8 protein-coding genes are annotated in these 12,075 nt (G+C 64.4%); all 8 read left to right on the top strand.

Annotated elements, in window-relative coordinates; all coding sequences use genetic code 11:
* Positions 1 to 37: 37 nt before the first annotated feature.
* Positions 38 to 787 (top strand): cell division protein ZipA, encoded by a 750-nt coding sequence (gene zipA / locus ACVOLO_RS13520; RefSeq protein WP_481570830.1) that lies wholly within the window; start codon positions 38 to 40, stop codon positions 785 to 787.
* Between the two features lie 253 nt (positions 788 to 1,040).
* Positions 1,041 to 3,518, top strand: coding sequence for an NAD-dependent DNA ligase LigA (gene ligA, locus ACVOLO_RS13515; protein ID WP_481570829.1), 2,478 nt, complete (start codon positions 1,041 to 1,043; stop codon positions 3,516 to 3,518).
* Positions 3,515 to 3,997, top strand: a complete 483-nt coding sequence (locus tag ACVOLO_RS13510; RefSeq protein ID WP_481570828.1) for an N-acetyltransferase family protein — start codon at positions 3,515 to 3,517, stop codon at positions 3,995 to 3,997. The genes ligA and ACVOLO_RS13510 overlap by 4 nt, the downstream gene beginning before the upstream one ends.
* Positions 3,997 to 4,938, top strand: a complete 942-nt coding sequence (gene epmA, locus ACVOLO_RS13505; protein ID WP_481570851.1) for an EF-P lysine aminoacylase EpmA — start codon at positions 3,997 to 3,999, stop codon at positions 4,936 to 4,938. The genes ACVOLO_RS13510 and epmA overlap by 1 nt, the downstream gene beginning before the upstream one ends.
* Positions 4,939 to 5,112: 174 nt before the next feature.
* On the top strand, positions 5,113 to 5,814 hold the full coding sequence (locus tag ACVOLO_RS13500) for a DUF3011 domain-containing protein (protein WP_481570827.1): 702 nt from the start codon (positions 5,113 to 5,115) through the stop codon (positions 5,812 to 5,814).
* A 34-nt stretch (positions 5,815 to 5,848) separates the two neighbouring features.
* Entirely contained in the window at positions 5,849 to 6,916 is a 1,068-nt protein-coding gene (mtnA, locus tag ACVOLO_RS13495) for an S-methyl-5-thioribose-1-phosphate isomerase (protein ID WP_481570826.1), read from the top strand.
* 286 nt (positions 6,917 to 7,202) lie between these two features.
* A complete protein-coding gene (gene gyrA, locus ACVOLO_RS13490; RefSeq protein WP_481570825.1) occupies positions 7,203 to 9,911 on the top strand; it encodes a DNA gyrase subunit A in 2,709 nt (902 codons plus the stop codon).
* Positions 9,912 to 10,387: 476 nt separating this feature from the next.
* Positions 10,388 to 12,007, top strand: coding sequence for an acyl-CoA synthetase (locus ACVOLO_RS13485; RefSeq protein ID WP_481570824.1), 1,620 nt, complete (start codon positions 10,388 to 10,390; stop codon positions 12,005 to 12,007).
* Positions 12,008 to 12,075: the final 68 nt, after the last annotated feature.

Below are 12,075 nucleotides of genomic sequence, written 5' to 3'. Positions count from 1 at the left end.
TTTAACCACCTGAACGAACCCCCGGAGATCCCAACGCATGTCCGACATGGCACTGTTGCGCATCGGCATTCTTGTTGCCGGTCTGCTGCTCATCATCGCGATTTTCCTGTTTGGACGTTCGCGCCGGCCTGCGCAGGGCAAGCGCAAGGACGTCCCTGCGGAGGCAGCCGAGCGCGGTGTCCGGCGTGAACCCGTGCTGGGCGCTGCCGATGCGGTGTCGGCGGATGAGTCAGCCACGGAGGCAGCCGAAGGCGAGGGCGTCACCCAGGCCGAGCTGGGGCTGCCCGAGATGGAGCCGAGCAGCACCAGCGAGCTTGGCAAACGGCCCAGCCAGGATTTCGACAAGATCGTTTCGTTGTATGTGGCTGCGCGCGCCGGCGAAGTGCTGCGCGGGGAAGACATCGTGGTCGCCGCCGAAAAAACCGGCCTGGTGTTCGGCTACATGAATGTGTTCCACCGCCTGGTGGAAGGCCACCCGGAGCGCGGCCCGATCTTCTCGATGGCCAGCATCATGAAGCCGGGCAGTTTTGACATGGCCAGCATCCGCGAGATGGAAACGCCGGCCATTGCGTTCTTCCTGACCTTGCCAGCGCCGATGACCGCGCTCGATGCCTGGGAAAAAATGCTGCCGACCGTGCAGCGCATGGGCGAGCTGCTGGATGGCGTGGTGCTGGATGACAGCCGCAACGCACTGGGCCGCCAGCGTATCGCGCATATCCGCGATGACCTGCGCGCCTACGACCGCCAGCACCAGGCGCCGCCGCTGACCAAGTCACCGCGCTGGTAAGTTCGACGAGAGCTTCTTTCGGCCGGGTTTTCGCTGCAAAAGTACCCCTCCGTAATCCTCCCCTTGGCTTTGCCGAAGGGAGGGGGGCTCAGCCTTCGATCAATTTGCCGAGACCCGCTTTTGCTCCCTCCCTTTGGCAAAGCCAAGGGGAGGGCCGGGGAGGGGTAAGCACTTCGCTGCGGTCCGCGTAACATCCCAAAAATCCAAAGCGAACACCCCAGCGTCTGCACACGCACGCGGGTAAAATCGCCGCATGACTTCCAATACCCAAGCTGCCCAGCGGATTGCCGCGCTGCGGGCACAACTGGCCGCCGCTTCGCGCGCCTACCATGAGCTCGACGAGCAGATCATTCCCGATGCCGACTACGACCGGCTGATGCGGGAGCTGGAAGCGCTGGAAGCAGCGAATCCAGAGCTGGACAGCGCCGATTCGCCCAGTCACCAGGTCGGTGGCAAGGCATCCTCACGCTTTCCCGAGGTGACGCATGCGGTGCCGATGCTGTCCCTGGGAAATGCGTTCAGCGACGAGGAAGTGCGGGATTTCGTCCGGCGCATCGATGAGCGCCTGCGGCGCCCGAAGCTGTTGTTCTCGGCCGAACCCAAGCTGGATGGGCTGGCGATCAACCTGCGCTATGAGCATGGCCGTTTTGTGCAAGGCGCTACGCGTGGCGACGGTGCCACCGGCGAGGATGTGTCGGCCAACCTGCGCCAGATCAAGGTGATTCCGCAGGTGCTGGACGGGCAGGGCTGGCCGGATGTGCTGGAAGTCCGTGGCGAGGTGTACATGCCGCGCGCCGATTTTGAACGCTACAACGAGCAGGCGCGTCTGCATGGCGGCAAGGTGCTGGCCAATCCGCGCAATGGCGCGGCCGGCTCCCTGCGGCAGCTTGATCCAAAAATCAGTGCGCAGCGCCCCTTGAGTTTTTTTGCCTATGGCCTGGGCGAAGTATCGGGCGGCGAATTGCCAGCGACGCATTCGGCGACACTGGCGCAGTTGGCGCAGTGGGGTTTCCCGGTCAGCGACCTGTGCCAGGTGGTCGAAGGTGCCGACGGCTTGTTGGCCTATTACCGCGATATCGGCGAGCGCCGCGATGCCCTGGCGTTCGACATCGATGGCGTGGTCTACAAACTGGATGACCGGCAGGGTCAGCAGGAAATGGGCTTTGTCGCGCGTGCGCCGCGCTGGGCCATTGCCCATAAATTCCCGGCGCAGGAGCAGACCACCACGGTCGAGGCCATCGAAATCCAGATTGGCCGCACCGGCGCGGCAACGCCGGTTGCACGGCTCAAGCCGGTGCATGTGGCCGGCGTGGTGGTGACCAATGCCACGCTGCACAACGCCGACCAGATCGCGCGCCTGGATGTGCGCGTGGGCGACACGGTCATCGTGCGCCGCGCCGGTGATGTGATCCCGGAAGTGGTCAGTGTCATCGCTGACAAGCGCCCGGAGGGAACCTCGCCGTGGCAGATGCCGCGCGTGTGCCCGGTCTGCGGTTCGGAAATCGTACGTGAGGAAGGCGAGGCCGCGTGGCGTTGCTCCGGTGAATTGAGTTGCCCGGCGCAGCGCAAGGAAGCCATCGCGCACTTTGCCTCGCGCAAGGCGATGGATATTGATGGGCTCGGTGACAAGTACATCGAAACCCTGGTCGACGCCGGCATCGTGCGCGGCGTGGCCGATCTGTACGCGTTGAACCGCGATCAGCTGCTGCTGTTGAAGCTGGCGCTGGACGCGGATGCGCCTGAGACGTTGGCTTCGCAACTGAGCCTACACCTTGTGCCGGAAGGTAGCGGCGACACGCTCAAGCAGATTCTGGCGTTGCGCAGCGACGACGCCAGCTGGCGCGCGCAGGTGCTGGCCGTGCCGGCGCAGTTCCAATGGAATACCAGGAAGATCGCCACCAAGTGGGCCGACAATCTCATCGCTGCCATTGCCAACAGTCGCAACACGACGCTGGAACGGCTGCTGTTCGCGCTGGGCATCGAGCATGTCGGTGAGAGCACTGCCAAGGCGCTGTCGATGTGGTTTGGTGATCTGGAATTGATCCGCCACCTGCCGTGGCCGCTGTTCAAGCGTGTGCCGGATATCGGTGGCGAAGTGGCGCGGTCCATCGGCCACTTCATGGCGCAGCCGGGCAACCAGCAGGCCATCGATGAATTGTTGGCGCGCGGCGTACAGATCACCGACAGCCATCCGCCCAGCGCGAAGTTGCGTGGCGAGCTTACGCTGGGCAACCTGCTGCAGGACATGGAGATCCCCAGGGTCACGCCGGTGCGCGCCAAACAATTGGCCGAAGCGTTCCCGTCGGTGGATGCCATTCGCGATGAAAGCGCGCACAACTTCGTGACCGCGGGCCTGCCCGCGGAAACCGCCAATGCGCTGGTGGCCTGGTTGGATGATGATGCCAATGCCGCATTGTTCTCCGCGGCCGGTGTGCAGATGCAGGTGCTGCTGCAGCGCACGCCGGAAGCCTCGCAGCAGGTCGCTGGCCCCTTGGACGGCAAGACTGCGGTATTGACCGGCACGCTGGCGCAGATGAGCCGCGACGAGGCCAAGGCCCGCCTGGAAGCGTTGGGCGCGAAGGTGTCCGGCAGCGTGTCGAAGAAGACCAGCTTTGTGGTCGCCGGCAGCGAAGCCGGCTCCAAACTGGACAAGGCCAACGAACTGGGCGTGGAGGTGTGGGATGAAGCACGTCTGCTGAGTTTCCTCGCCGACAACGGAGTGGACGCATGAGCAACAGCATCTCCGCCCGTGTCGCCGGGCCTGAGGATTTTGAGCGGCTGATCGCGATGGTGCGTGATTTCTACGTGGAAGATTGCATCCCGTATCAGGCCGAGCTGGTTGAGCCGGGCCTGCAGTCGGTGTTGGACAATCCATCGCTGGGCGCGGTGCTGATGCTGTCCAGTGATGATGTGGCCGAAGTGGGTTACGTCACGCTGGGCTGGTGCTTCAGCGTCGAGCAGGGCGGGCGGTTTGTGCTGCTGGATGAGTTGTATCTGACGCCGGCCGCGCGTGGTCGTGGCTGGGGCCGGCAGGCGCTTTCGCTTGCCCGCGACTGGGCCGCAGGGCAGGGCGCGGCGGTTATCCGTTTGGAGGTCAATCATCACAATGACAAGGCCAAACGGCTGTATCTCTCGGCGGGGTACCGCGACGATGCACGCGACATCCTGACGCTGTCCTTGAACGGGCAGGCCGGGAGGTTGCACTCGTGATGGAAGCATTGCGCCAGCGCGCGCGCTTGAACGCACTGATCCGGGAGTTTTTCGCACAGCGGCAGGTGCTGGAGGTGGAGACGCCGATCCTGTCCGCCGCCGGCAACACCGAGCCGAACATCGAGAGCTTCTGCACGCGCTTCACCGGGCATGCCGATGCGGGCGCACCGCTGCGCTGGTTGCGCACCTCGCCGGAGTATCCGCTCAAACGTCTGCTCGCCGCCGGTGTGGGCGACTGCTACGAGCTGGGGCGCGTATTCCGCAACGGTGAGGCCGGCGGGCGCCACAACCCCGAATTCACCATGCTCGAGTGGTACCGCGTGGGCTGGGATCATCATCGTCTGATCGATGAAACCGTCGCGCTGGTGCAGCAGGCCTTGGCGATGGTGGGGCGCCAGGCCACGCTGCGGGTGCTGACCTACCGCGAGCTGTTCATCCAGGCGGTTGGGCTGGATCCATTCCTGGCGGAGGTCGCGGAACTGCGCGCCGGCCTTGGCGAGGTGCAGATTCAGCCGGAAGGGCTTACCCGTGATGACTGGCTGGATCTGTTGATGACCCACCGCATCCAGCCGCAGTTCGCGCCCGATTGCATCACCGTCATCCACGACTGGCCGGCCACCCAGGCCGCGCTGGCGCGCATCCGCCCCGGCGAGCCGCCGGTGGCCGAGCGTTTCGAGCTTTACCTGGGTGCAGTGGAGCTTGCCAATGGCTATCACGAGTTGAACGACGCCGATGAACAGCGGCAACGTTTCGAGCGCGACCTTGTTGTCCGTGCCGCGCGTGGAATCGAGCTGCCGCCGCTGGATGAACGCCTGCTCGCAACGCTGGCCGCCATGCCGGCCTGTGCGGGTGTGGCCGTGGGCGTGGACCGCCTGTTGATGGCCCTGGGGGAAACGCCACGTATCGCCGATGTGCTGGCATTTGATTTCAGCAATGCCTGAGGGATGCTTTCATGGAGGAGACGGCAAGGGGAGCGTCTCCGGCGTGCTGCATGAACGCGTTTGCAGCGTGGATGGCCAATTCATGTCATGGATTGGCCTTGCCGGTTTGGCGATGATGATGCTTTGATCACAGGCGCGCGTGCAGGCTGTGCGTAACCGGAGTCCATCGAGACCATGAGCGGAAATCTGGGGATGAAGGCAGTTTGTGGGATTGTCCTGTTGATGGCACCTGCGTTCTTCGCCGCCAAGGCCGGTGAAACCGTGGCTGCGCCCGCTCCGGTTGTGCGCTGCGAGTCCCGCGACATGCTGCGCGTGTTCTGCGCGATGGACGTCGGCAAGGGGGTGGAGCTGGTGCGGCAATTGTCCGAGCAGCACTGCATCCGCGAGACCAGTTGGGGTGTGGAGGGCGATGCGGTGTGGGTCAGCAACAACTGCCGCGCGGAATTTGCCCGGCGTCAGCCAAGCTCGGGCAAGAGCCGGCGCGTGGTGCGTTGTGAATCGCGCGGCCGGGTTGAATCCTGTCCGGTAGTGTTGCGCGGCGCGCCGGTCAGGCTGCTGCGCCAGCAGTCGGTGTTGCCATGCCGGGAAGGGCGCAGCTGGGGCTACGACCGCAATGAAATCTGGGTAAGCCGGGGCTGCCAGGGGGTGTTCGAGGTGGCCGCCGAGGATGGCTCGGGCTTTGTCCAGACGCCACGCAAGGTGGTCTGCGAATCCAAGCGCAACCTCCGCCGGGAGTGCGGCGTGGGAGTGGAGCGCCGGGTCACGCTGGTCGAGCAACTCTCCAGTGCGCCCTGCCGCGAAGGCGAAACCTGGGGTTGGGATCGCCAGGGCGTCTGGGTGGACAAGGGCTGCCGCGGCGAATTTTCCGCCGATTGACCGGCGCGTCGGCGGGGCCGATTACAATGGCGCGATGAACGCTACCTCCACCATCGATTACGCCCGTTACGACCATATCCGCCCGATCCGCTGGACCGGCGATGCCCTCGAACTGCTGGACCAGCGCAAGCTCCCGTTCGTGGTCGAGCATGTGTTGTGCCATGACAGCGACGCCGTCGCCGAAGCCATTCATGCATTGACCGTGCGCGGTGCGCCGGCCATCGGCATCGCCGCCGCGTGGGGTGTGGTGCTCGCCGCCAACGAGATGCAGGCCGAGAACGGCGCCGCCGCGCTGGAATTGCTGGAGCCGGCGCTGGCCCGGCTGAACGCCTCGCGCCCGACCGCCGTGAACCTGGCATGGGCGCTGGCGCGCATGCGCCGGGTGTTGGCCGCCGCCGGCGCCGACTGGAAGCAGGTGCTGGCGCTGGAAGCACAGGCCATCGCCGATGAAGACCTGGCCGCCAACCGCCACATGGGCACGTTGGGCGCGGGCTTGATTGCCGCCGGCAGCGGCGTGCTGACCCACTGCAATACCGGCTCGCTGGCAACGGCGGGCTTTGGCACCGCGCTGGGCGTGATCCGCGCCGGCAAGGCGCAGGGCAGCATCGCGCGCGTATTTGCCGGCGAGACCCGGCCATGGTTGCAGGGCGCACGCCTGACCGTGTGGGAACTGCAGCAGGACGGCATCGACGCCACCCTGATTGCCGACTCGGCCGCGTCGCACCTGATGAAGACCGGGGCGGTGCAGTGGGTGATCGTTGGTGCCGACCGCATCTGTGCCAATGGCGACACTGCCAACAAGATCGGCACCTACCAGCTGGCGATTGCCGCCCGCCATCACGGCGTCAAGTTCATGGTGGTGGCGCCGTCCTCCACGGTGGACATGAACACCGCCCATGGTGACGAGATCGAGATCGAGCAGCGCGACCCCGGCGAGCTGTATGGCGTGGGCGGCGTGCGTACCGTGGCGGAAGGCATTGCGGCCTGGAACCCGGTGTTCGACGTCACTCCGGGTGAGTTGATTGATGCGATCGTGACCGAGCGCGGGGTGATCCTGAAGCCCGACCTGGCGGCGATGACGGCAGCGTTCGGCACCGCCTGAGCCCTGTGGCCGGGCCAGGTGCCTCGCGCGCCTGGCCGGCATCTCCCCGGCTGGGCAAGGGCCATGTTCAGCGATGCCCGGCGGCACCTTGTGGATACCGGGAGTGAACCCGGCTCCAGCACCGGGCCAAGGCCCTAAGTTCCTGATTTGTTCCGGTAAAAGCCCCGCAAAATGCGGCGAAAAATGCCTGTTTGTGATAGACTCCGTCGGTTGATTCTCGATCCCGGTGGGGGCGCCTGACAGGCACCTTCGTCGGGCTGGATCGCTACCAGACAACGGAACCCGAATGGCAGAAAACGCCAAGGAAATCATCCAGGTCAACCTGGAAGACGAGATGCGCAAGAGTTACCTCGATTACGCCATGAGCGTGATCGTGGGGCGCGCACTTCCCGATGCTCGCGATGGCCTCAAGCCGGTCCATCGCCGTGTCCTGTTCGCCATGAGCGAGCTGGGCGCGCACAGCAACAAGCCGTACTACAAGTCAGCACGTATCGTCGGTGACGTCATCGGTAAGTACCACCCGCATGGCGATCAGTCGGTATACGACACGCTGGTGCGTCTGGCGCAGCCGTTCTCGCTGCGTTACATGCTGGTGGACGGCCAGGGTAACTTCGGCTCGGTCGATGGCGACTCCGCGGCGGCAATGCGTTACACCGAGGCACGCATGTCGCGCCTTGCGCATGAGCTGATGGCCGACCTGGACAAGGAAACAGTCGATTTCCAGCCCAACTACGACGAAAAGGAACTGGAGCCGACGGTCATGCCGACCCGGTTCCCGAACCTGCTGGTCAACGGTTCGGCCGGTATCGCGGTGGGCATGGCGACCAACATCCCGCCGCACAACCTCACCGAATCCCTCAATGCCTGCATTGCATTGATCGACGATCCGACGATTGATGTCGATGGCCTGATGGAGTTCATCCCGGGCCCGGATTTCCCCACCGCCGGCATCATCAATGGCACCGCCGGCATCATCGCCGGCTACCGCACCGGCCGTGGCCGCGTGCGCATCCGTGCCAAGGCCGATATCGAAGTGGCCGACAACGGCCGCGAGTCGATCATCGTCACCGAGATCCCGTACCAGGTGAACAAGGCGCGGTTGATCGAGAAGATCGCCGAGCTGGTCAAGGAAAAGAAGCTCGAAGGCATCAGCGAGCTGCGCGATGAGTCCGACAAGGACGGCATGCGCATCTACATCGAGATCAAGCGCGGTGAATCTGCCGAGGTTGTGCTTAACAACCTGTACCAGCAGACGCAGATGGAGTCGGTGTTCGGCATCAACATGGTGGCGCTGGTCGATGGCCGCCCGAAGTTGATGAACCTCAAGGAGATGCTGGAGGCGTTCCTCCGCCATCGCCGTGAGGTTGTCACCCGCCGCACCATCTATGAGCTGCGCAAGGCGCGCGCCCGTGCGCACGTGCTGGAAGGCCTGACGGTTGCATTGGCCAACATCGACGAGATGATCGAGTTGATCAAGACGTCGGCCAACCCGGGCGAAGCCAAGGAGCGCATGCTCGCCAAGGTCTGGGAACCGGGCCTGGTGGGGTCGCTGCTGGCGGCCTCCGGCGCGGAAGCCTCGCGTCCGGAAGACCTGCCCAAGGGCATTGGCCTGGTCAACGGCAACTACCAGCTCAGTGATGTACAGGCCACGCAGATTCTGGAAATGCGCCTGCACCGCCTCACCGGGCTGGAGCAGGACAGGCTGACCGAGGAATACCGCCAGCTGCTGGAAGTCATCGCCGGCCTGATCGAAATCCTGGAAGACCCCGAGCGCCTGCGCCAGGTCATCCGCGAAGAACTGGTCAGCGTCAAGGCCGAGTACGGCGATGTGCGCCGCACCGAAATCCGTCACAGCGAAGAAGACCTGGACATCCTGGATCTGATCGCGCCGGAAGACGTGGTGGTGACGCTCTCGCGCGCCGGTTACGTCAAGCGCCAGCCGGTCAGTGCCTACCGCGCACAGCGCCGTGGTGGCCGTGGCCGCAGTGCGGCGGCGACCAAGGACGAGGATTCGATTGAACAGCTGTGGCTGGTCAACACGCACGACACGCTGTTGACCTTCACCAGCTCCGGCAAGGTGTTCTGGCTGCCGGTGCATCAGTTGCCGGAAGCCGGTTCCAACGCCCGTGGCCGCCCGATCATCAACTGGATCGCGCTGGAAAATGGCGAGCGCGTGCAGGCCGTGTTGCCGGTGCGTGAGTATGACGAAAGCCATTTCGTGTTCTTCGCCACCCGCAACGGTACGGTCAAGAAGACGCCGCTGAGCGAGTTTGCGTTCCGTCTGGCGCGCGGCAAGATCGCCATCAACCTGGATGAAGGCGACGCGCTGGTGGGCGTTGGCCTGACCGACGGCGAGCGCGATGTGCTGCTGTTCGCGTCCAATGGCAAGACCGTGCGCTTCGGCGAAGACAAGGTCCGCTCGATGGGCCGCACCGCGACAGGTGTGCGCGGCATCAAGATGGCCAAGGGCGAGGAAGTGGTCAGCCTGATCGTGGCCGAAAGCGCCGGTGGCGCCGAGGACGAGAACGAGGACGAGAACAGCGTTGTCGAGGAGGTGGCAGCGGAAGGCAGCGAGATTGTCGACAGCGGTGCCGACGATGCCGGCGTGCAGTACATCCTCACCGCGACCGAGAACGGCTACGGCAAGCGCACGCCGCTGGCCGACTACCCGCGCAAGGGTCGCGGTACGCAGGGCGTGATCGGCATCCAGACCAGCGAGCGCAACGGCAAGCTGGTCAGTGCGGTGCTGGTGGGCAACGGCGATGAAGTGTTGTTGATCTCCGATGGCGGCACGCTGGTGCGTACCCGTGGTTCGGAAATCTCCCGCGTCGGCCGCAACACCCAGGGTGTCACCCTGATCCGCCTGTCCAAGGGTGAGAAGCTGCAGGCGGTTGAACGCCTGGATGCCTCACTGGAGTCGGGCGACGATCTGGATGACGACGCTGGCACGGTTGCCGAAGATGCAAGCCAGACACCGGCAGCGCCCGAAGCCTGATTGCTGCTGCGGTAGAAACGAGAAAACGCCGGCCATGCCGGCGTTTTTTTTTTGGAGAGCGCCCTCACCCCAACCCCTCTCCCGCGGACGGGAGAGGGGCTCAGTGCAATGCGATCTGCCGCATTACGAATCACCGCGCGACTAACCCCTCTCCCGCGTGCGGGAGAGGGGCTCGGTGCAATGCGATCTGCCGCATTACGACGAATCACCGCGCGACCAACCCCTCTCCCGCGTGCGGGAGAGGGGCTCGGTGCATTGCGATCTGCCGCATTACAACTCACCGCGCGACTAGCCCCTCTCCCGCCCGCGGGAGAGGGGTTGGGGTGAGGGCGCTTCTGCTTCGTCCTGTAGTGGCATTCAATTCCAGACAATTCCCAACGCGGCACTTTGTCCTGCGACTAAGGTCGCAGCGACAGAACCACTCGGTGTGGCTGACCCTCTGTCCGGAAAATTTCCGATCGCGAGAGGGCCGCACCATGTACCAGCAACTGGGCCGGAACCTGGCCAACTACACACCGCTGTCGCCGTTAAGCCTGCTGCGCAAGGCGGCGGTCGTGCACCCGCAGCGACTGGCGGTGATCCATGGTGAGCGGCGCCTGAGTTGGGCGCAGGTGTTCGAGCGTTGCCGGCGCTTGGCATCGGCGCTGCATGCGATGGGGGTAGTGGAAGGCGACACGGTTGCTGCGATGTTGCCCAACACGCCTGCAATGATTGAACTGCACTACGGCCCGGCCATGCTCGGGGCGGTGCTCAATGCGCTCAACACCCGGCTGGATGCGGAAACGCTGGCTTTCATGCTCGATCACGGCCAAGCCAAGGTCGTGTTCACTGATCGGGAATTCTCCGCGGTGATGCAGCGCGCCCTTGCGCTGTGCAAGAACCCGCCGCGGGTGATCGACGTGGATGACGCGGCCATCACGCAGGGTGATCTGCTGGGCGAGATCGAGTACGAAGCCCTGCTGGAAACAGGCGATCCCGCGTTCGAGTTCGCACTGCCCGGCGATGAGTGGAATGCCATTGCACTGAACTACACGTCCGGCACCACGGGCGACCCCAAGGGCGTGGTTTATCACCATCGCGGCGCTTATTTGAATGCGGTGGCAAACATCATCGACTGGGGCATGCCGCAACACCCGGTGTATCTGTGGACGCTGCCAATGTTCCACTGCAACGGTTGGTGCTTCCCGTGGACGATGGCCGCGGTGGCCGGTACCCAGGTGTGCCTGCGTCGGTTTGAAGCGAAGGACGTGCTGGAGCTGATGCGCGAGCACGGGGTCACTCACTACTGCGCCGCGCCGGTGGTACACGCAGCACTGGCGGCCGCGCCGGAAGCCTGCAAGCAGGGGCTTGTCGGCCTGAAGGGCCAGGTCGCCGGCGCCGCGCCGACCGCCGCGGTGCTGGAAGCGATGGAGCGCATGGGCGTGGAGATCACCCACGTCTACGGACTTACCGAGGTCTATGGGCCGGCCTCCATCTGCCAACCGAAGGCCGAATGGGCGGAACTGCCAATTGATGCACGGGCCGAGTTGAACAGCCGCCAGGGTGTTGCCTGCCTGCTGCAGGAGGACATGCAGGTGCTGGACCCGGAGACGTTGGCGCCTGTGCCATGGGACGGCATGGCCATTGGGGAAATCATGTTCCGCGGCAACATCACCATGAAGGGCTACCTGAAAAATCCGCGCGCCACGGAGGAGGCATTTGCTGGCGGCTGGTTCCGTACCGGCGACCTGGCGGTGGTTTATGCCGACGGCAATGTGAAGATTCGTGACCGCTCCAAGGACGTCATCATTTCCGGCGGCGAGAACATTTCATCACTTGAAGTTGAAGACGTGCTCTGCCGCCATCCGGCCGTCATGGCAGCAGCGGTGGTCGCAAGGCCCGATCCAAAATGGGGTGAAACACCCTGTGCCTTCGTGGAGCTGAAGGAACATGGCGAACTGAGCGATGAAGCGGCGCTGGCACATTGCCGGCAACACATGGCCGGTTACAAAGTGCCGCGCAGTTTTGTTTTTGGCCCGTTGCCACGTACCGCGACCGGCAAGGTACAAAAATTCAACTTGCGCGACCGTGCCAGGGAGCTGGCCGGTGGCGAGTGACTTGAAGCGGGGGCGCTCAAGGAATCTGCAGGTCATCCGTAGGCGGGGATGAAGCGCAGCGCAATCCC

The sequence above is a fragment of the Stenotrophomonas sp. STEN056 genome (assembly GCF_056759635.1).
The sequence above is the reverse complement of the archived record's forward strand: the minus strand, read 5'-3'. Positions and strand labels throughout refer to the sequence as shown.

What these genes read in the sequence shown, in the direction of transcription:
- zipA (WP_481570830.1), top strand. Translation starts at nt 38, where the DNA reads ATGTCCGACATGGCACTGTTGCGCATCGGCATTCTTGTTGCCGGTCTG.
- ligA (WP_481570829.1), top strand. Translation starts at nt 1,041, where the DNA reads ATGACTTCCAATACCCAAGCTGCCCAGCGGATTGCCGCGCTGCGGGCA.
- ACVOLO_RS13510 (WP_481570828.1), top strand. Translation starts at nt 3,515, where the DNA reads ATGAGCAACAGCATCTCCGCCCGTGTCGCCGGGCCTGAGGATTTTGAG.
- epmA (WP_481570851.1), top strand. Translation starts at nt 3,997, where the DNA reads ATGGAAGCATTGCGCCAGCGCGCGCGCTTGAACGCACTGATCCGGGAG.
- ACVOLO_RS13500 (WP_481570827.1), top strand. Translation starts at nt 5,113, where the DNA reads ATGAGCGGAAATCTGGGGATGAAGGCAGTTTGTGGGATTGTCCTGTTG.
- mtnA (WP_481570826.1), top strand. Translation starts at nt 5,849, where the DNA reads ATGAACGCTACCTCCACCATCGATTACGCCCGTTACGACCATATCCGC.
- gyrA (WP_481570825.1), top strand. Translation starts at nt 7,203, where the DNA reads ATGGCAGAAAACGCCAAGGAAATCATCCAGGTCAACCTGGAAGACGAG.
- ACVOLO_RS13485 (WP_481570824.1), top strand. Translation starts at nt 10,388, where the DNA reads ATGTACCAGCAACTGGGCCGGAACCTGGCCAACTACACACCGCTGTCG.